16 protein-coding genes and 2 riboswitches are annotated in these 19,342 nt (G+C 65.7%); of the genes, 6 read left to right on the forward strand and 10 right to left on the reverse strand.

What is annotated here, in order from left to right; translation table 11 throughout:
* Nucleotides 1–28: 28 nt before the first annotated feature.
* From QRX40_RS04990 to QRX40_RS05005, 4 genes are read right to left on the reverse strand one after another with little or no spacing between them, the layout of a single operon-like run.
* Nucleotides 29–559: an N-acetyltransferase family protein gene (locus QRX40_RS04990; RefSeq protein ID WP_313836706.1), complete on the reverse strand. Its 531-nt coding sequence runs from the start codon at nt 557–559 to the stop codon at nt 29–31.
* Nucleotides 556–3,762, reverse strand: a complete 3,207-nt coding sequence (locus QRX40_RS04995; RefSeq protein WP_313836708.1) for a UPF0182 family protein — start codon at nt 3,760–3,762, stop codon at nt 556–558. The genes QRX40_RS04990 and QRX40_RS04995 overlap by 4 nt, the downstream gene beginning before the upstream one ends.
* 9 nt (nt 3,763–3,771) lie before the next feature.
* Nucleotides 3,772–4,935: a glycosyltransferase family 4 protein gene (locus QRX40_RS05000; protein WP_313836710.1), complete on the reverse strand. Its 1,164-nt coding sequence runs from the start codon at nt 4,933–4,935 to the stop codon at nt 3,772–3,774.
* Nucleotides 4,932–5,564 (reverse strand): NAD(P)H-dependent oxidoreductase, encoded by a 633-nt coding sequence (locus QRX40_RS05005; protein ID WP_045924577.1) that lies wholly within the window; start codon nt 5,562–5,564, stop codon nt 4,932–4,934. Before QRX40_RS05005 ends, QRX40_RS05000 begins: the two co-directional genes overlap by 4 nt.
* Nucleotides 5,565–5,697: 133 nt before the next feature.
* Nucleotides 5,698–5,856: riboswitch (M-box (ykoK) riboswitch) on the forward strand.
* 97 nt (nt 5,857–5,953) lie between these two features.
* Between QRX40_RS05005 and QRX40_RS05010 the strand changes: the two genes are divergently transcribed.
* From QRX40_RS05010 to QRX40_RS05025, 4 genes are all read left to right on the forward strand, one after another.
* On the forward strand, nt 5,954–7,693 hold the full coding sequence (locus QRX40_RS05010) for an ABC transporter permease subunit (protein WP_313836745.1): 1,740 nt from the start codon (nt 5,954–5,956) through the stop codon (nt 7,691–7,693).
* A 20-nt stretch (nt 7,694–7,713) separates the two neighbouring features.
* Nucleotides 7,714–9,066, forward strand: a complete 1,353-nt coding sequence (locus QRX40_RS05015; RefSeq protein WP_396184333.1) for a nitrate/sulfonate/bicarbonate ABC transporter ATP-binding protein — start codon at nt 7,714–7,716, stop codon at nt 9,064–9,066.
* A 46-nt stretch (nt 9,067–9,112) separates the two neighbouring features.
* A riboswitch (Fluoride riboswitch) is annotated at nt 9,113–9,185 on the forward strand.
* An 89-nt stretch (nt 9,186–9,274) separates the two neighbouring features.
* Nucleotides 9,275–9,712 carry a CrcB family protein gene (locus tag QRX40_RS05020; RefSeq protein ID WP_313836712.1) on the forward strand — a complete coding sequence of 146 codons (438 nt, stop codon included), beginning with the start codon at nt 9,275–9,277 and terminating at the stop codon, nt 9,710–9,712.
* The gene (locus QRX40_RS05025; protein WP_313836713.1) at nt 9,709–10,089 is read left to right on the forward strand and encodes a CrcB family protein; all 381 of its coding nucleotides are present in this window, start codon (nt 9,709–9,711) and stop codon (nt 10,087–10,089) included. The genes QRX40_RS05020 and QRX40_RS05025 overlap by 4 nt, the downstream gene beginning before the upstream one ends.
* A gap of 33 nt (nt 10,090–10,122) precedes the next feature.
* Here the strand turns inward: QRX40_RS05025 and QRX40_RS05030 are convergent, their stop codons facing one another.
* The 6 genes from QRX40_RS05030 to QRX40_RS05055 all read right to left on the reverse strand — a co-directional run bounded on the left by QRX40_RS05030 (nt 10,123) and on the right by QRX40_RS05055 (nt 16,229).
* Nucleotides 10,123–11,130, reverse strand: coding sequence for a bile acid:sodium symporter family protein (locus tag QRX40_RS05030; protein ID WP_045924581.1), 1,008 nt, complete (start codon nt 11,128–11,130; stop codon nt 10,123–10,125).
* A 120-nt stretch (nt 11,131–11,250) separates the two neighbouring features.
* Complete coding sequence (locus tag QRX40_RS05035; RefSeq protein ID WP_313836714.1) at nt 11,251–12,015, reverse strand: L,D-transpeptidase; 765 nt, start codon at nt 12,013–12,015, stop codon at nt 11,251–11,253.
* 74 nt (nt 12,016–12,089) lie between these two features.
* The gene (locus QRX40_RS05040) at nt 12,090–12,890 is read right to left on the reverse strand and encodes an alpha/beta hydrolase (RefSeq protein WP_313836716.1); all 801 of its coding nucleotides are present in this window, start codon (nt 12,888–12,890) and stop codon (nt 12,090–12,092) included.
* Nucleotides 12,887–13,993: a redox-regulated ATPase YchF gene (ychF, locus tag QRX40_RS05045; RefSeq protein WP_045924585.1), complete on the reverse strand. Its 1,107-nt coding sequence runs from the start codon at nt 13,991–13,993 to the stop codon at nt 12,887–12,889. Before ychF ends, QRX40_RS05040 begins: the two co-directional genes overlap by 4 nt.
* 42 nt (nt 13,994–14,035) lie before the next feature.
* Nucleotides 14,036–14,839 carry a pyrroline-5-carboxylate reductase gene (gene proC / locus QRX40_RS05050; protein WP_313836718.1) on the reverse strand — a complete coding sequence of 268 codons (804 nt, stop codon included), beginning with the start codon at nt 14,837–14,839 and terminating at the stop codon, nt 14,036–14,038.
* A gap of 10 nt (nt 14,840–14,849) precedes the next feature.
* Nucleotides 14,850–16,229 carry an alpha/beta fold hydrolase gene (locus QRX40_RS05055; RefSeq protein ID WP_024627310.1) on the reverse strand — a complete coding sequence of 460 codons (1,380 nt, stop codon included), beginning with the start codon at nt 16,227–16,229 and terminating at the stop codon, nt 14,850–14,852.
* A gap of 232 nt (nt 16,230–16,461) precedes the next feature.
* On the opposite strand from QRX40_RS05055, the gene QRX40_RS05060 reads away from it, so the two are divergent.
* A complete protein-coding gene (locus tag QRX40_RS05060; protein WP_313836719.1) occupies nt 16,462–16,608 on the forward strand; it encodes a hypothetical protein in 147 nt (48 codons plus the stop codon).
* Nucleotides 16,609–16,804: 196 nt separating this feature from the next.
* On the forward strand, nt 16,805–19,342 hold a 2,538-nt coding region (locus QRX40_RS05065), incomplete at its 3' end, for an InlB B-repeat-containing protein (RefSeq protein WP_313836721.1).

Genomic DNA, 19,342 nt, shown 5'->3' on the forward strand with positions numbered 1-19,342 from the left:
TCCTGCTCTCAAACGGGACGGTGAGATTCTACACAGGCTCCCCGACCCCGTTTCGCTCAAGGGACAGGCTCCAGTAGGAGACATCATGCAGGGCGAACCGGTCCCAGGCGGCCTGGGGCAGGAGGCCGAAGCGGCTGAACCCGAACCGGTGCAGCAGGGCCTTGGAAGCCGAGTTGTCATCGAAGATGATGGCCACGGCCAGACGCATGCCCACCTGCTGGGCGCGCTCCAGCAGGGAATGGAACATCAGGGCTCCCAGGCCGCGTCCACGGCTGCCGCGATCCACGTAGTAGCCCAGCTCGCAGGTCTCCTGGTAGCCGGGCCGGTCGTAGTAGGCCGACAGGGAGCCGAAGGCCAGCACCCGGCCCTCCTGCTCCAGGATCATGACCGGATGGCCCTGGTCCGGATCGTGGCCCAGCCACCATTGCAGGCGCTGGTCCAGGCTGACCGGGGCCGTATCCGCCGTGGAACCGCCATCCATGACCGCCTGGTTGTAGATGGCGGTGACCGCCTCCAGGTCCCCGCGACGGCAGAGCCTAATGCGCGGGGTGGCGCTCACTTGTTGCCGCCCTCCTGGTCGGAGGCCTCCTTGAGGGCTTCCCGCAGACGGTTCTGCGCCTCGCCGTAGGCGCTGAAGTCGCCCTTCTTCAGGGCGGCATCGCCGTCGCTCATGGCCTGGTTGGCCTTGTCCAAGGCCTGTTTCAGAGCCTGCCCCCCTGTGGCCGATGCCTCGCCAGACCCGGTGGTCTTATCCGGGGCCTTGCCGGATTGCTTGCTCTGGTCAGCCTCGGCATTGGTGCGTCCGGTGTTGTCGGCATCGCCGGCAGACGCGCCCGAGTTGCCCTGAAAGGTCTTGTCAAGAGCCGCGTCCAGGGTGGCGGACGACGACACCTTGTCCCCGAAGGCCACCAAAACCCGCTTGAGCAGGGGGAAGCTGGTGGCGCCGCTGGACTGGACGTAGACCGGCTGGATGTAGATCAGCCCGCCGCCTATGGGCAGGGTCAGCAGGTTGCCGCGTTTGACCTTGGTGGACCCGGACTGGAGCAGGTTGAGCTCGGTGGAGACCGCAGCATCCGAGTTGAAGTTGTTCTGGGCCTGCCCGGGGCCGGGCACATTGGAATTCTTGGGCAGCTCCATCAGCCGGATGGTCCCGTAGTCCGGTCCTATCACCCCCTTGGTGGACCCGGCGTCGGAATCCACGGACAGGAACCCGGTCAGAATCTCCCTGGTGGAGGTGCCGGCGGGGATGAAGGTGGAGGTCAGCGAGAAGGCGGGCTTGTCGGTCCCCGGGGTCTGCAGGGTCAGATAGTAGGGAGGCTGCTTGACCCCGGCCTTCTGCTCCTTGCTGCTCCCGGTCGGATCCACGGGGGTCTGCCAGAAGTCCTCGCCGGAGAAGAACTGGCTGGCCGAGTTGACGTGGTACTGGGACAGGAGCTGGCGCTGCACCTTGAACAGGCTCTCCGGGTAGCGCATGTGGCTCATCAGGTCGCCCGAAATGGACGAGAGGGGCTTGAACTGGCCGGGGAAGACCTTCTGCCAGGCCTTGAGCACCGGATCCTTGGCATCCCAGGCATACAGATCCACCGAGCCGTCGTAGGCATCGACCGTAGCCTTGACGGAGTTGCGGATGTAGTTGGCCTTCTGGGAGCCCAGTCCCTTGACGGCCTCCGAGCTCAGGGTGGTCGTGTCCTGGGTGATGGGACCCAGGTCCACCTTCTGGGAGTAGGGGTAGGCGTCAGAGGTGGTGTAGCCGTCGACGATCCACTTGACCCGGCCATCCACCACAGCCGGGTAGACGCGCCCGTCCAGGGTCAGATAGGGGGCGATCTGGGCCACGCGCTCCTTGGGCGAGCGGTTGTAGAGGATCTGCGAGTCGGGGGTGACGCGGTCCGAGAAGAGGATCTGGTCGGATCCAAAGCGGATGGCGTAGAGGACCCGGGCCAGGAAGTTGCCCACCGAGGGACCGCCGTTGCCCTTGAAGGTGTTGGTGGCTCCCTTGGAGCCGGTGGGATAGTCGAACTCCCAGCCTGAGGAGCCCTGGGGCGCGCCGACGATGGAGTACTCGGGCGCGTTGGGCGAGAAGTAGATCCTCGGCTCGTAGTGCTGGCTGTCGGTCAGTTTGCCCTTGGTAGGGATGTCCTGTTCGAAGAACTCGGGCTGCCCGTCCGGGGTGACCTTGTTGCCGTAGGCGGCCACGATCCCGTAGCCGTGGGTGAAGACCGTGTGGTCGTTGACCCAGTTGCGGTTGTCGTTGCCCTCCAGGTCAAGCTCGCGAGCGCCGATGACCGTGTCCTGGCTGACCCCGTCGATGTCGTACTTGTCGACGGCCAGGGTGTCCTCGAAGGTGTAGTACTGCTTGGACTGCTGCAGCTGACGGAAGGTGGGCGAAACCACCTGGGGATCCAGCAGGCGGATCTGCGCAGTGGTCTCGGCATCACGGGAGAGGGCACCCGACTGGACCTCGGTGGTGGCGTCATAGGCCTCGGTCTTCAGCCTGTCCAGCCCATAGGCCTGGGCGGTGGCGGTGATGTTGCGCTGGATGTAGGCGGACTCCATCTCCTGGGCATTGGGGTTGACCCGGAAGCGCTGGACCAGCGCCGGCCAGAAAACAGTCAGCAGCAGGGACAGGACGACGGTGACGGCTACAGCCAGGACGGGAACCCGCCACTGCTTGACGGCCGAACCCAGCGATCCTGCATGGACACGGCCGGGTTCCAGGGTGGACGACCTCAGAATCCAGACCGCCAGGATGATGCCTAGCAAAGCCATGACCACAGCCATGATCAGGGTGACGGGAATGGCCGCCTTGACTGAAGTGTAGGAGGCGCCGGTGATCCGGTCGCCCTCCTCGGTCAGCCTGCCGAAGACGCCCAAGGCCATATCACCGGCCCAAACCAACATGAACAGGATCAGCCAGACGGCTACCTGTCTGCGGGCGGCACGGGTCATCTCCAGAATGCCGCGGCCCTGCACGGGCATGGTCAAGCGAATACCGCCCATGAGGAAGTTGGTGACCAGGCTGAAGACCGTGGCCGCCAGCAGCATCATCAGCAGGGAGGAGACCAGCAGCCGCAGGCCGGGCAGGATGAAGACGTAGAAGCCGTTGTCCAGGCCAAACTGGGGATCGCGCACCCCGAAGGACTGGGCGTTGAAGAGCAGGAGCACCTGCTTCCAATCGGCGTTGAACTGGAAACCGAAGAAAACACCGACGACCAGGGAGACCACCGCGGCCACCTTGAGCGCCTTGCGTGAAGAGACCCCCTTGCCGACTTCGATCAGATCGCCCCTGACCCTGATGGTGGACCCGTCGGGCGAATCGGGACGGCTGCGGATGGCCAGGAAGGCCGAGAACAGGGTCACCGCAGCCAGCAGCAGGGCGTAGGCCAGCCACAGGCCCACCTTGATGCCCAGCTGGGTCCAGACAATCCGTGCCGCCCCCAGCTGGGAGAACCACATGACATCGGTGATGAAGCGGCTGAGCCCAAATAAAAGCAGGAGGACGACCAGGACGACAGCGACAACCACAGCCAGAATCCGCATGCCCCTGGAAGGTCCGTTATTGTCCTTCTTGCGGGAAGTCAGCCGGGGGTCACCTGGTCCGGCGAAGCGGAAACGGGGCGTGCTGCCGCCCCCTTGGCCGGGACCCTCCCCATCGGTCTGCACATGCAGGATGACCGGGTCGTCGTCATTGCGACGCCGGCCTGGTCCGCCTGGACCGCCCTCAGGGTCGAACATGGAACCGAAGAAATCAAAGAATGACATGTACCTAGCCTACATGAGACGGCGGTCTTGGATGGCTTGCCGGTAGACCTCCTCCACCTGATCGGCCACCGTGGTCACGTCGTAACGGTCCAAGAGCGCCAGCTGGTCATGGCGCACATTCCGCCTCCAGGAGGGGTCCCCCAGAGCCTGGGTGATTCGCCGGGCCAGCAGTTCGGGGGTGTTGGGCGAGTCGACAGGGACAAGAGCCCGCTCGTCGCCCATCAGGGTGGACCGGTAGCCGGGATTGTCCCCGGCCAGCACCGGAGCCGTGCCCGAGGCGATGGCCTCCAGCAGGACGATGCCAAAGGACTCGCCCCCGGTGGAGGGAAAGACGGTCAGGTCGGAGGAGGCCAGCAGGGCGGGCTTGTCCTTCTCGTCCACAAATCCGGGGAAGGCCACCGGTGTGCGCAGGGCGGCGGCCTTCCGACGGCAGTCCTCCAGCAGCGGGCCCTTGCCGGCCATGGTCACATGCAGGCCCTCGGGAAGGACGCCGGCCCGCTCCCCCGCCTGGAGGGCCGAAAGCAGGATCCCCGCCCCCTTGCGGGCCACGAACCGCCCCAGGAAGACCAGATGCGGCCCCTGGCCGTGCAGGCGCGCCACCTCCTGGTCGCCAGCGGCCTGTCGGGCCCGGCGCAGGGCATCCACATCCACGGGGTTGGCCACCACCCTGCTGGGCACGCCGGCAGTCTGCCGGGCATAGCTGGCCGCCACAGGCGAGACTGCGATGACCCTGTCGATGCGCCTATGGGTCCTGCGGTTGATCATCCCCAGCAGCCGGCCGCCCAGCAGCTGCAGGTTTCCCGTGGGGGCGATGTGATAGGTGGCCACCAGGGCGGTTGCCGGGTCCGCGGCGCGGATGACCCGCCCGGCCAGGAAGGGGCTGTAGGGGGCCTGGACGTGCAGCAGGTCGAAGTGCCCGGCCTCCAGGACCCGGCGGATGGGCGCCTTGGGCGCAGGCAGCGGTATGCGCATCCTGTTGCCGTTGAAGGAGACCATGACGTTGCGGGACAGGGAGTGGACACCGTCAACCGGCGGATGGGCGGTCTGACCGACCAGATACTGGACCCTGTGGCCCCGCCTGCCCAGCTCCCGTCCCAGGGTCAGAATGTGCTGCTGGACTCCGTCAAAGACGTCCAGGGTGTCATCGAAGACGAATCCGATGCTGAGCGTCACTGAGCGTCCTGGCCAGCTCCGGGCTCGTTCCCTGCGGCCAGCTGACGACCCTTCAAGGCCAGGGCCACCAGGTGCCGGTCGGCGGCCTCCCGCGCCTGCTGGTCATCGTTGCCCGAGTCCAGATTGTCCACATAGATGGTCTCCACCTGAGCGACCTGGCAGTACTTGAGGAAGGTCTGCCTGCGCAGCTGGTTGTCCAGGGCCTCGCCGATGCCGCTGGACTGGTACCATTCCTTGTCTCCGCCGGTCAGCATGACCAGCTCCACCCGACGTCCGGCCAGGGCACCCGGGGTGCCATCAGCGTGGTAAGCGAAGCCCCGGCAGATGACCCGGTCGATGAAGCCCTTCATGATGGCCGGCATGCTGTACCAGTAGACGGGGAAGACCAGGGCCAGCACGTCCGCATCCTTGATGCGCTCCTGCATGGCCTGGGCATCCTCGGGCATGGGTCCCTGGCCCAGGTAGTGGGTCCTGTCCTCCATGCCGAAGACGGGATTGAATCCCTCGGCGCAAAGGTCGATCAACTCGGTGCGAGCCCCGCCCTCGGCCGCCCCGTCCAGCAGGGCGTTGCCCGCCGCATCGGTCAGGCTCTTGGGTTCGGGGTTGGCCGTGACTGCCACGATCTTCATAGGGATTCGCTCCTTACATTCCATTTCACGCCTGCACCGACTGCATGCAGACCCTTGTCATTGTCAGTCCTGGCAAGGACGGCAACACCGGTTTGGCAAATGCTTGACACTGCTCTGAGGCCCATCTATGTTATTGGGTGGTCGGTAGGTGAAGCTACCGCATGGACAAGGCATGCTGCCGCAAAGTGGTGGAGACACCCCGCGCAGGTCAACAGTCCCCGTCGGATCAAGGCAGGGACTAATGCAGGGCCAAATACCATGCGAAGCCGAAGCTTGAACGATGACAATGGTCGGCTCATGGCCGATCGCCACGCCGTCTTCGAGGCTGCCGACAGGGATGTTCCGCACCTTGGAGGGAGGCCATCGTGAATACTGTCGCACTGCCAGGAATGCTCCGTTCGCCACTGAACGACGACCGCAGCCAGGCATCGCGCTCCACCCGCATATGGACGGGTCTGGCCGTAGCCATTGGCGCTCTGGTCCTGCTGGGGGCCCTGGCCTATCTGCTGCCGGCCCTGGGCGCACCCATCGGCCCGGCCGGGGTACCCTCGCACGTCTCCACCGACCCGGCCAATCTGCCCTACTACGCGCTGCGCTCCCTCTTCCGCATGTTCACGGCTCTGATCATCTCCCTGGTCTTCGCCTTCCTCTACGGGCTGGCCGCCGCGCGCTCCCGCCGCCTGGGCGCCGTGCTCATCCCCCTGCTGGACATTCTGCAGTCGGTGCCCGTCCTGGGCTTCCTGTCGGCCACCATCTCCATCTGGCTGGTCCTCTTCCCCGGGTCCATCATGGGCGTGGAGGCGGCCTCCATCTTCGCCATCTTCACCAGCCAGGCCTGGAACATGGCCTTCTCCTTCTATAACTCCCTGACCAGCGAGCCCGCCGACCTGGACGAGGCGGTGCGGCTGATGCGCCTGACCCGCTGGCAGCGCTTCTGGAAGCTGGACGTGCCCAACTCCATGATCCCCCTGCTCTGGAACTGCATGATGAGCATGGGCGGCGGCTGGTTCTTCCTGACCGCCTCCGAAATGATCTCGGTCAACAACCGGACCCTGGCCCTGCCCGGCATCGGCTCCTTCGTGGAGGAGGCCACCGCCGAGCAGGACCTGGGCAAGGTGGGCCTGGCCATCCTGACCATGATCGTGGTGGTGCTGCTGATTGACTTCCTGCTCTGGAAGCCGCTGACCGCCTGGGCCGAGAAGTTCCGCTATACCAGCAGCCAGTCCACCGAGCCCCGGCGCAGTCTGGTGCTGACGATCATCCGCCTGTCCGGGGTCAAGGACCTGCTGGGCCTGGTGGGCCACCCCCTGGCCGACCTGCTGGACCGGATCACCCGCCCCCTGGGCCGCACCGGGGCGCGCTGGAGCCGTGGCGGCGGACGCAGGCGGGCAAGCGACCTGGTCTGGTGGGCCTGCCTGGCCCTGATCGGCCTGTGGGGTCTCTGGCAGCTGGACCGCCTGGTCATCCGCCCGCTGGGCCTGGGCGAGGTCGGCCACGTCTTCCAGCTGGGCCTGCTGACCTTCCTGCGAGTGCTGATCCTGATGGTGGTCTGCACCATCGTCTGGGTGCCCATCGGCGCCCTGATCGGCATGAATCCGCGCATCTCCCGCTACCTGCAGCCCCTGGTGCAGATCCTGGCCTCCTTCCCGGCCAACTTCATCTTCCCCTTCGTCACCATGGTCTTCATCATCTGGCGGATCGACATCAACTGGGGCAGCATCCTGCTCATGGCCCTGGGCACCCAGTGGTACATCCTCTTCAACGTCATCGCCGGGGCCTCGGCCATCCCCGACGACCTGCTGGAGATGTCGCGCAGCCTGGGCCAGAACCGCTGGCAGCGATGGAAGACCCTGATCCTGCCGGCCCTGTTCGGCTCCTGGTGCACCGGCGGCATCACAGCGGCCGGCGGGGCCTGGAACGCCTCCATCGTCTCCGAGGTGGTCTCCTACGGCAAGACCGAGCTGACGGCCAAGGGCCTGGGTGCCTACATCGCCCAGGTGACCGCCACCGGCGACACCCCCCGCATCATCCTGGGGGTGGCCGTCATGAGCATCTTCGTGGTCCTGGCCGACCGGTTCTTCTGGTCTCCCCTGCAATCACTGGCACAACGGCGCTATTCCCTGACATGAGAAGTCTGAGAGGTTCGACAATGACCAAGATCAATTCCAACGGGATCATCACGGCCGAGCACGTGACCAAGACCTACCAGTCCGACAAGGGCGCGGAGCTGACCGTCCTGGACAACATCGACTTCACCCTGCACGAGGGCGAGGTGGTGGCCATCCTGGGCCGCTCAGGCGCCGGCAAGTCCACCCTGCTGCGCATCCTGGCCGGCCTGGTCCCGGCCAGCAAGGGCAGCGTCGAATACCGGGGCAAGCAGCTGGACGGGCCCAACCCCGGCGTGGCTCTGGTCTTCCAGAGCTTCGCCCTGATGCCCTGGCTGACCGTCAAGGACAACGTGGAGCTGGGCCTGCAGGCCCGGGGCGTGCCCAAGAAGGAGCGCGAGAAACTCTCCCTGGCCGCCATCGACGCCATCGGCCTGGACGGCTTCGAGAGCGCCTACCCCAAGGAGCTCTCCGGGGGCATGCGCCAGCGCGTGGGCATCGCCCGGGCCCTGGTCCTCAAGCCGGACGCCCTCTTCATGGACGAGCCCTTCTCGGCCCTGGACGTGCTGACCGCCGAAAACCTTCGTCAGGAGGTCCTCAAGGTCTGGTCCGAGGAGGCGGGCAGCGTCAAGTCGGTCCTGATCGTCACCCACAACATCGAGGAGGCCGTGGAGATGGCCGACCGGGTCCTGGTCCTGGACTCGCATCCCGGCCGGGTCATCGCCGACGTGCCCATCAACCTGGACAGGCCTCGGGACAAGCAGTCCGACCTCTTCCAGTCCTGCGTGGACTACCTCTACTCCATCCTGACCGGCCAGCGCGACAGCGAGGACATCCGCCGCCGTCTGCAGACCAAGGTGCGCAACCGTCAGGCCGTGCGGGACTCGGTGCGGGACGAGGAGACCGCCGAGCGCAACCTGCCCGACGCCACCCCCGGCGGCCTGGCCGGTCTGGCCGATGTCATGGTCAACCAGCCCAACGGCATGGACCTGGCCGACCTGGCCGCCAAGCTCTCCTTCGAGGTGGACGACCTCTTCCCCCTGATCGACGCCGGGCTCATGCTGGGCATCTTCCAGGCGGACAACGGGCATGTCAGGCTGACCGACCAGGGCCGGGCCTGGCACGATGCCGACATCCTTGAGAGCAAGGAGATGTTCTCACGCATGCTGATGGATCATGTTCCGCTGATCCGCATCATCGACCGGGCCTTGAAGAACAGCGACGACAAGAGCCTGCACGGCTCCCTGATCCTGGATCTGCTGCGGGCCCACCACTCGGACAGGGAGGCCGTCCAGCAGTTCGACACCGCCATCACCTGGGGCCGCTACGGCGAGCTCTTCGACTACGACGCCGACGACGACCGGCTGACCCTGGACCCGGAGAACCACACCGAGTGAGCAGTCTCGCAGCTGCGACGGCTGCGGTCCCCTTGGGCTCCTAGAATAAGCCTCGGGCGATGGAACCCGCCCGGGGCTTGAGCCCCGAACCGCAAACTGCTGATAGTTCCTGCACTATGATTCGACGACCCGTCTGTGGGCCGGGTGCAGGCGCATGCCATCCAGCCCGACCCCGTGGACGATGGTCCGTCGGGAACCGAGGCCTCCAATGACCAAACCCTCTGCCGGACCTGACATGGCCACAGCCCTGGTGGTGATACTGGGCGGAGCCCTGGGCTCAGGCTGCCGGTACGCCCTGAGCCTGCTGCCGGGCCAGAGCGGCCCGCTGCATCCGGGAACCCTCCTGGCCAACCTGATCGCCTGCGCAGGCTACGCCCTGCTGACCGCCTTCCTGGCCGGGCTGCCCAAAAGCACGCATGCGCGCCGAAGGCAACTGACCAACAAGGGTCTGGGTATGGGCCTGTGCGGAGGGCTGTCGACCATGTCCACGCTCTCGCTGGAACTGGTCCAAGGCCTGTCGGGCGGTCAAGTCCGGGCAACCCTTGCCTACCTGCTGGTCTCCTTTGCCGGAGGCCTGATGGTCTCCTGGGCCATGGCAGCGCTGGGAGCCCGTCTGTCCGCACACATCCGAGCAGGTGCGCGATGACCATTACATTGACATTGCTGATCTGCCTGTGCGGCGGCCTGGGGGCCGGACTGCGCTATCTGCTGGACACCCTGGTCAAGGCCCGCTGGCAGGTGGACCTGCCCCTGTCGACCATGATCATCAACCTGCTGGCCGGATTGGCTGCAGGGCTGGTGGCCGCCCTGGCCGCCTTCCACGGACTGCCCGCCTGGGGACGGCTGCTGCTGGCCACAGGACTGCTGGGCGGCTTCTCCACCTTCTCGACATCGGTCAACGAAGTGTTGGCCCTGGCCCGGTGGAGACGGCACCTGGCAGCGCTGGGCTATCTGGCAGCCTCAATGCTCCTGCCGCCCCTGCTGACGGCCCTGGGCTTCCTGCTGGCCGGACCGGGCCTGTAGCAGATCCAGCCAGCGATCAAGGAGCTGCGGAACCTAGGCTCGAACCGGTTCCGGACGACCCTGGGCAGAGTCTGCGGCGATCCCCAGACGGTCGTCATGCCGACGCCACCAGGCGGACAGCACCGAGCCGGAGATGTTGTGCCAGACGCTGAAGAAGGTTGAGGGGATGGCCACGATCGGGTCGGCGGCGAAGGCCTGCAGGGCCAGGGTCGCGCCTAGTCCGGAATCCTGCATGCCCACCTCGAAGGTGATGGCCTTCTGCTGGGCGTAGCGGAACCCCTTGGGGTAGAGGCGGTACATGAGCCGGCTGAAGAGGAAGCCCAGCCCGTACCCGCACAGGTTGTGAAGCATGACCACCGGCAGGACCAGGGCGGTGGCGGCGGTGAAGAGCTTGGCATGGTTGACGGAGACGACCACGCCGATGATGATCAGTATGGCGATCTGCGAGACCGCCGGCAGGGCCACGGTCACCTTCTGCACCTTCTCCTTAAATATGGCGTGGACGGCCAGGCCCAGGGCTATGGGGATCAGCACCACCTCAAGGGCCGTCAGGAAGAGCTGCTTGGTGGGGATGTCCACATACTGGCTGGCCAGCAGGTTCATCAGCATAGGGATCATCAGGGGCGCGCACAGGGTGGAAAGCAGGCCTATGGACACATCCAGGGCCACATCGCCGCGCGACAGGTAGGACATGACGTTGGAGGATGTTCCCGAGGGGCAGCAGCCCACCAGGATGACTCCCACGGCGATCATGCCGTCCAGGCGGAAGATGCGGCAGAGGAGCACGGCCAGCAGGGGCATGATCAGGTAATGAGCTATGGTGCCCACGATGACCATGAGCGGCATCTTGAGGATTCGCTTGAAATCGTCCAGGCTCAGGGTCAGCCCCATGCCGAAGAGAATGATGCTCAGGAAGTAGTTGGTGTAGCTGCGGGCCCAAATGCTAATCTGCGGGACAAAGAAGTTGATGGCGGCCCAAGCCAGGACCACCAGGATGAACCACTTAGTCAACCAGTCACTGAACCGCTGCACCTTTTGCATGATTCCTGACCACTTCCTCTCGATAGTTTTCTCTGTGGTAGAGCAAAGTTAGAAAACCGAAAGCATGCACGACCGCGAATGGTCACATTTTGGACGCAGCTGTTCCGGCACCGACTGGATTCACTTGACCAGGACGGGCGTGCCGGTGGGCACGGACTGCATGATCCACCGAGCATCAGGCACCGTCAGTCGGATGCAGCCGTGGGAGCCAGGGCGGATGCCCAGCATATCGGCCTCCTCCTTGATGTAGCTGCCCTTGGAATCAGTGGGGACCGAGTGGAAGAGGAAGACCCCATGGTTCAGAAAACTGGTGTAGTAACGGGCGCCCATCCCCTCGCTGGGGTTGTAGAAGTGGTCGCCGCGCTCAGACTGGATGCGGAAGCTGCCCCTAGGCGTGGAGTCATCCATGCCCGTCGAGGCATACATGGTGTAGAGCAGTTGAGACCCATCGCGCACGTAGACCCGCTGGTCCTGAAGGCTTACCTCCAAGGATAGGCCAGGATGGGCTGCAGGATCCGGATAATCGACCTGCTGGGAAGGCTTAAGCCAATCAACAGGATGAGCGGAAGTAGCAGCAGGGTCTGGCTTCTGCTGCTTCGTCTGATTCTTTGTGACTGAGGAGGAGGCAGATTTGCCGGGATGATGTGCCTTGGGAAATTGTCTCGCCGAAACGGTGGCTGTGCTGGAAGCGCTCGCACCTGCTGATCGTTCCGCATGAGCCGCATCCACAGGCTGGAACAGGTTGACAACCAGGACTGTCAGCAGCAGCGTCAGTAGTGCGCTTGTCACTACTACAGGCGTGCGGCGGACAGGGTCCAGCAGCCAACGGAGCATGGCAAGCGCACGCCGCTTAAGGCGTTTGCTATCCAATCCCCAGACAGCCATGTCCTTCCCCTTCGTCGCCGTTGAACGAACCTGTTGCACAGTTCATTGTAGTGACAGACGAAACCGGGAGAGACTCAGCCGTTCAGCACCTGCCTGGCCCAATCCTCCAACAGGTCGCAAACCAGGGCGGTCTGCTCGATCTGCACATTGTGGCCGGCCCGGTCCAGCACCGAGTAGGAGGCCCGGGGGAAGCGGCAGGCCAGGTCGAACTGGTCCAGGTAGCCCACACGGTCGTCCTGGCGGCCGCAGACAAAGAGCACAGGGGCTATGAATCCGGACCAGACCTGGTCGAAGTCCAGATCCAGCCGGTAGTGCCCCTCCATTCGAGCCACCGTGTCGGCATCGGCCGAACGAACACCGGGCATGATGGTGCGCTGGTAGGCCTCGAGATGCTCCCGGGACTCCACCACTGCCATCTGCCGGTAGGCATGCCTGGTGAACTCGTCCACCTCGGCCAGGCCCTGGTCGTCCCGGACCAGCACCTGACGCGGGGGCAGGCGCCTGTGGGCGGTCACCGGGTCGACCACCGAGGAGAGCAGGGCCATCCCCCGGCAGCGATCCAAACGACCTGCGGCGGCATGGCGGCTGAGCAGCCCGCCCAGGGAGTTGCCCACCAGGGCGAAGGGGCCGCCGCCGCTGAAAATGTCCACCTGCTCATCCAGCCACCGGGCGAGGCCGTCCAGATCGAGGATGGACGGGTCGGGCGGTGTGCGGCCGAAGCCGGGCTGGTCCAGGTAGATCCGCTCGAATCCGCCCACCCGCTCGAAGACGGGGTCCAGGTCATCGAAGATATGGTGGTCCACGCCGGACCCATGCACGAAGATCAGCGGCAGCCCATGACCGCGGCGAATGGCGAACCCGGGACGGGCGCTCACTTCTTGGAGCCGGAGGGGATGCCGGTCTTGAACTCCACGATGTCGCCGTCCTGCATGACGTAGTCCTTGCCCTCAAGGCGCATCTTGCCCTCCTCGCGCACCTTGGCGTAGGACCCGTCGGCGGCCACGAAGTCGTCGTAGGAGACCACCTCGGCCTTGATGAAGCCTTTCTCGAAGTCGGTGTGGATGACGCCGGCGGCCTGGGGGGCGGTCCAGCCCTTGTGGATCTGCCAGGCGCGCACCTCCTTGACCCCGGCGGTCAGGAAGGTCTGCAGGCCGAGGATGTCGAAGCCCACCCGGGCCAGCTGGTCCAGGCCGGACTCCTTGAGCCCGGCATCGGTCAGCATCTCGCGGGCGTCGGCCTCGTCCAGCTCGGTCAGCTCGGACTCGAACTGGGCGTTGAGGAAGATGGCGGGCGCGGGAGCCACGGAGTCGGCCAGCTGCTTCTTCAGGTCCTCGTTCTGCAGCTCGTCGTCGTCCACGTTGAAGACGTAGATGAAGGGCTTGGCCGTCATCAGATGCAGGTCGTAGAGCTCGTCCTTGTCGATGTCCCCGGCCTGGGCCGCCTGGTCGATGGTCCGCCCCTGGCCCAGAATCTCCTTGGCCTTGCGGACGGTGTCCAGGTAGGCGGGCTTGATCTTGCCGCCGCGCTGGTCCTTCTCCAGCTTGGGCAGGGCCTTGTCGATGGTCTGCATGTCGGCCAGGATCAGCTCGGTGTTGATGGTGTCGATGTCGTCGGCCGGATCCACCTTGCCGTTGACATGGACGATGTCGTCGTCATTGAAGGCACGGACCACCTCGCAGATGGCGTCAGCCTCGCGGATGTTGGCCAGGAACTGGTTGCCCAGCCCCTCTCCCTCCGAGGCCCCCTTGACGATGCCGGCGATGTCCACGAAGGTGACCGTGGCGGGCACGATCTTGTCCGTGTGGACCAGCTTGGCCAGGACGGGCAGCCGGTCGTCGGGCAGGGGCACGATGCCGGTGTTGGGCTCGATGGTGGCGAAGGGGTAGTTCTCCGCCAGAACGTTGTTGCGGGTGAGGGCGTTGAAGAGTGTGGACTTGCCGACGTTGGGCAGCCCGACGATTCCTATGGTTAACGACATATGCACCAGTCTATTGCCCGGACTGCCCCGGCGTGGCTCCCCCTAGTCGCCGCGCTCCACCTCATCGATGGCCTCGATGACCGCTCCACGGAAGCCGTGCTTCTCCAGGGAGGCGACCCCCTTGATGGTGGTTCCGCCCGGCGAGCAGACCGCGTCCTTCATGGCCCCGGGGTTGGTGCCGGTGGCCAGGTAGAGGGCTCCGGTCCCCTGAACCATGCGCGCCGCCAGCCGGTAGGCCGCCTGCCTGGGCAGCCCGTGCTCCACCCCGGCGTCGGCCAGGGCCTCCATGTACATGGCCGTGTAGGCGGGCGCGCATCCGGCGATGGTCGTGCCCACCGAGACCAGCTCCCGGGGCAGCCGCTCGATCATGGCCACCGGGTCGAAGACCTGGGTGAAGAGCTCCCGCTGCTGGTCGGTCAGGGTATCGTCCTCCTGGGTGACCAGAATCCCCTGCCCTACTGAAATGGGGGTGTTGGGGATGGCGCAGATCAGGTGGGTGCCCTCCTCAAGGATGTCGGCATAGTCCTCAAGGGTCATGCCGCCCACCACCGAAAGGACCATGCGGTCCGGGTCAGCCAGCTCGTGGCGGATGGGCTCGCAGACCTGGGCCACCTGCCCAGGCTTGACGGCCAGAATCACCAGATCGGCGGCCGCAGCCACCTCGGTGCCGGAATGCATGGGCCGCACCCCCAGCTGGGCCGTCCGCTCCACCAGCCGGTCGTAGTGGGCTGCGCAGGCCACAATGCGGCCGCCGGGCAGCACGCCTGCGTCGACCAGCCCCTGGGCCATGGCCTGGGCCATGTTGCCGTATCCGATGAATCCGAGAGTCAATGAGTCCGTGTTCATGCCCTCAAGTCTAGCCGCGCGCCGGGAAGAGCCCCTCCAGATCGCCGCGCTCCAGGGCCAGCCGGTAAAGGTGGGCGAAGACCCTGTCCCCGTGCAGCCCGTCGTGCTCGAACTCGTTGGTCACCCAGGCATGGGCGTGGCCCACGCGCGAGAGGGTGTCCAGCTGAAGCTCGGAGGGCACGTAGAGGTCGTCGGCATAGACCGCGGCCTGCAGTGGAACCTGATTGCCGGCCAGGCGCTCGGGATCGTACAGGTGGCCCCAGGAGCCCTCCTCCATGAGCAGGCTGACCGCAGGGCCGAAGGGACGCAGGGCCGCCTCCTGCTCGAACATCCAGGGGAAGATCGCCTCACCGGTGAACATGAGCGGACGGGCAGCAGTATCGAATTCAGGACGGGCATCGCGCACCCGCTGCGCAGCCCAGCGCAGGGGTTCACAGTCCCCATCGGCGTAGATGAACTCCTGCAGGGGCCAGTAGAGCGGCGTAACGGCAGTGGCCGCCCGCACCCCCTCCAGAAAGGCCTGCGAGAGGATGGCCCGGGAGCTGCTGGCGCCGGAAGCGGGCAGGCTGCCGTCCCCGTCCAGGAAGGCCGTGTCCAGCAGCCAGTGGAGGCGCTCGAACCCGCCGCTCTTGCCCAAGTCGGCGCCCAGGGTCTGCAGCCGCTCCACGCTCAGGGGGTCGCCGCCGGGCAGGACCACATCGCCCTGGGCCAGCCGGTCGGCAATGGCCGCCACACGGTCTTGGTCCCCCGGATAGCGCTGGTAGAAGGCCTTGGACCGCTGGGCCATTTTGGTGAAGGTATGCGAGTAGAGCTCATGGGCATCAGCGGGGATGTGGGGCACGCCCCCGGTAGTGAAGGCCGCAGCCAGCCCCTGGGGGAAGTTCGACAGGTAGGCCATGGTCAGGAAGCCGCCGAAGCTCTGCCCCAGGGTCACCCAGGGACGGCCGGCGAAGACCGTGCGACGCAGGTGCTCGAAGTCCCGGATGATGGAGTCCGCCAGAAAATGCTTCAGATAGTCGGCCTGGGCCCGGGGCTCGCCCAGGGAGGCCATGGTGGAGCCGTCGATGGCGTTGGACCGGCCCGTACCCCGCTGGTCGGGCAGGACAATGCGGAAGTGGCGCAGGGCCTCGGCCATCCACCCGTCGGCGGTGGCGTTCAGAGGCCGTGGGGCGCCCGAGCCGGGTCCGCCCTGCAGGTAGACCAGCAACGGCAGGTCGTCGTGGATGTGCTCGGGGGCGCAGACCACGCGGTAGAAGCAGCGGATGACCGCCTGGTCCGAATGATCTTCGGCTCGCCAGACGCCAGGTTCACTGCCCGCCCAGTCCAAGGGAACGGGGATGGACCCCTCCCGAACGTAGAGTCCCGGCAGATAATATCCCTGGTTGGTCATACGCTGGCTCCTTTCTTTGAGATCAGTTGGGTTCATTGTCTCCGGGCGGTTGGACCTGGCTCCTGTGTGTTGTCCGTGGGCTGGGTGGTAGGGTGAAAAGCGGGGGATGTCGAGAAGACGGCTGGCTTCGCCATTGGCTCCTGCGATGTGATGCAGGGTGGGCGCTGGCAGGCAAAAACTTTGGCAAACGGCGTTGATTCCGTTTGGTGTTTGGTGAAGGGGTTTTGGTTTGATGCATCTGGTTTCCCGTCTGCGTCGCACCTTGGCGACGACGATCGTCCTGCTGGGAATGCTGGCAGGCCTGGGCGTCGCATCCGCCCAGGCGGACGCTCCCATCCACACCGGGGGGGGGGGGTCGTCAGACCCCTCGCGTAGCTGAACAAACCCCCGGCATTCCCCCCAGCAGCGCACCAGGCACTCCACTGCCCTCGCCCTCACCGATACCAACCGCCACACCATTAAGCCCAGCATCATCCAAGCCCGGTACCCCGTCATCGACGACGGGAACGCCTGAAAACACAGATGCCGCTCCAACCAAGCCATCCAATAAGACAGACAATCAAGCCACACACACAGTGCGCTTCGACCCGGCGGACGGCAGCAAGCCGACACAGTCAACCGTGAAGACCGGGACGCTCGCCGCTCCCCCGCAGCAGAATCCTCAGCGTGAGGGCTTCCGGTTCGACGGGTGGACATACGACGGCCAGTCTTTTGACTTCCAGACCCCCATCCTGCAGGACACGACCCTGAAAGCCCAGTGGTCGAAGACCACGGATTGGACGCTGAGCCCGGACCACGGGCCCGCTTTCGGCAGCAAGCTGACCATCAGCCCGCCCGACAGGCAGGAGCCCCAATTCGCCAGCCTTGATGCCGCCGGAGACCAGACCGTCGGCCTGACCGGCGACGGCAGCATCTACACATGGATGCAGGACAGCCCGCCCAATCAGGTGCCCTTCCCTGCCCAGGCTCCCGACGGGTTCCGCTACCTGCAGGCCGCAGCCGGCAGCCGCCGGCAGGCGGCTCTCGGATCTGACCAGCAGATCTACACCTGGGCCGGCCAACAGCCCACGCCCACCCTCCTCGACACCAGCCGGAGCGGCAGGTTCACCAGCATCAGCATGAACGACAACCTCCTGCTGGCCGTGGACCGGCAGGGACAGGTCCACGCCTATCAGGCCAGCAAGGCCGACAGCCAGAATCCAGAACTTATCCAGCAGGCCACGGTCAGCCTGCCCGCTCAGGCGCCGGCCGTCACCGCCGCCGCCTCCGCCAGCCAGGCTCTCATCATGGACGCGGACGGGCAAGCCTGGACCTGGGACAAGGCCAATTCTGGAAACGCCAAGCCCGAACGCGTCAAGCAGGACCCGGGCATGCGCTTCACTCAAGCCCAGGCCCTCAATCAGGGGTTCCTCCTTCTGAATGAGAACGGGCAGGCCTATCACCTGGCCGACGGCAACAACAGCCTCACCGCTGTCAGCCTGCCCGGCGGCGCGCAGATCGGCAGAATCAACAGCGGCGACAATCAGGCCATGATCGTCGGCACGGACGGCCATGCCTGGGCCTGGCAGCCCGGCAAGACGCCCACCCGGGCGGACGACGGGAGCCGGCAGTACATGCAGGCCGTCAGCGCCGGCGGCAGGGTCACCGCCATCAGCAGGCCGGGCAGCATATACGGGTGGAGCCTGGACGGGCAGGGCCAGGCAGGACGGCCCGCGAGGCTCGACACCATGCAGGCGCCCACCCTGGAAACGGCCAGCCTGGACGGGCAGGCATTGACGCTCACCAGGAGCAACGGCTCCTGGCAGGCGGACATGCCCGCACGCCAGCCGGGACAAGCGACTATCCTCATCACGGGCAGGCAGGACGATAAGCCGTTCAGCAGGAGCCTCAGGTACACGGTCGACCAGCCGCTGGCACGGGCTGCAAAGCCAGGATCCGCGTTCACGGCCCGCTTCGACACAGGCGGCGGAAGCCCCGCACCAGCAGACCAGCATGTCTCCTCCCCGTACGGCCGGGCGAAGCGGCCCTCCCCCGACCCTGTGCGGGAAGGCTTCCTGTTCGACGGCTGGTTCATTGGCGAGGTCGCCTACGATTTCAGCAGGCCCGTCGACAAGGACCTGACCCTGGCCGCCCACTGGACGCCCGCAGGCCGGAACAGCAGGTGGAGCATCAGCCCTGATAAGGGCAGCCAGCTGGGCAGGGAATCCACGACCATCACCCCGCCCGACAACGCCAGCCGGGGCATCAGATTCAACCAGATCAGCGCCGGAAAAGACTCCAGCTATGGTTTTTCCTTGGCGGTGGGCAGCGACGGGAACGCCTACGCCTGGGGATCCAACTACTATGGCCAGCTCGGCGACGGGACGGGCAGCAACCGGAATACGCCTGTCATGGTGAGGAAGCCTGCAGGCACGCCAGCGGACTTCACCTACCTGCAGGTCAGCGCCGGATGGGATCATTCGCTGGCCCTGGGCAGCGACGGCAACGCCTACGCCTGGGGATTAAACGGCAATGGCCGGCTCGGCGACGGGACAAGCAGCAACCGGAATGCGCCGGTCAGGGTGAAGACGCCCGACCGCAGCACGTACCCGGACCTGCCAGCGGACTTCACCTACCTGCAGGTCAGCGCAGGATACCAGCATTCCCTGGCCGTGGGCAGCGACGGCAACGTTTACGCCTGGGGAGCCAACAACTATGGCCAGCTCGGCAACGGAACGACAAGCTACAGCGGCCAGTCTGCGCCGGTCAGGGTGAAGACGCCCGACCGCAACACGTACCCGGACCTGCCCAAGGATTTCACCTACGTGCAGGTCAGCGCCGGATACGATTTTTCGCTGGTCCTGGGCAGCGACGGCAACGCCTGGGCATGGGGATGCAACTACAATGGCCAGCTCGGCAACGGGACGAGCAGCAGCCAGTACACGCCGGTCAGGGTGAAGACGCCCGACCGCAACAAGTACCCGGACCCGCCCAAGGATTTCACCTACCTGCAGGTCAGCGCCGGAGGATGGCATTCCCTGGCCGTGGGCAGCGACGGCAACGCCTACGCCTGGGGATACAACTACAATGGCCAGCTCGGCAACGGGACGAGCAGCAGCCAGTACACGCCGGTC

Source organism: Bifidobacterium sp. H6bp9 (assembly GCF_032193695.1).
Classification (GTDB): domain Bacteria; phylum Actinomycetota; class Actinomycetes; order Actinomycetales; family Bifidobacteriaceae; genus Bombiscardovia; species Bombiscardovia kimbladii.

Coding starts and splice junctions, on each gene's coding strand:
- QRX40_RS05025 (WP_313836713.1), top strand. CDS start 9,709: ATGACCATTACATTGACATTGCTGATCTGCCTGTGCGGCGGCCTGGGG.
- QRX40_RS05015 (WP_396184333.1), top strand. CDS start 7,714: ATGACCAAGATCAATTCCAACGGGATCATCACGGCCGAGCACGTGACC.
- ychF (WP_045924585.1), bottom strand. CDS start 13,993: ATGTCGTTAACCATAGGAATCGTCGGGCTGCCCAACGTCGGCAAGTCC.
- QRX40_RS05020 (WP_313836712.1), top strand. CDS start 9,275: ATGACCAAACCCTCTGCCGGACCTGACATGGCCACAGCCCTGGTGGTG.
- QRX40_RS05055 (WP_024627310.1), bottom strand. CDS start 16,229: ATGACCAACCAGGGATATTATCTGCCGGGACTCTACGTTCGGGAGGGG.
- QRX40_RS05010 (WP_313836745.1), top strand. CDS start 5,954: ATGCTCCGTTCGCCACTGAACGACGACCGCAGCCAGGCATCGCGCTCC.
- QRX40_RS05030 (WP_045924581.1), bottom strand. CDS start 11,130: ATGCAAAAGGTGCAGCGGTTCAGTGACTGGTTGACTAAGTGGTTCATC.
- QRX40_RS04995 (WP_313836708.1), bottom strand. CDS start 3,762: ATGTCATTCTTTGATTTCTTCGGTTCCATGTTCGACCCTGAGGGCGGT.
- QRX40_RS05060 (WP_313836719.1), top strand. CDS start 16,462: ATGCATCTGGTTTCCCGTCTGCGTCGCACCTTGGCGACGACGATCGTC.
- proC (WP_313836718.1), bottom strand. CDS start 14,839: ATGAACACGGACTCATTGACTCTCGGATTCATCGGATACGGCAACATG.
- QRX40_RS05005 (WP_045924577.1), bottom strand. CDS start 5,564: ATGAAGATCGTGGCAGTCACGGCCAACCCCGAACCCAAGAGCCTGACC.
- QRX40_RS05035 (WP_313836714.1), bottom strand. CDS start 12,015: ATGGCTGTCTGGGGATTGGATAGCAAACGCCTTAAGCGGCGTGCGCTT.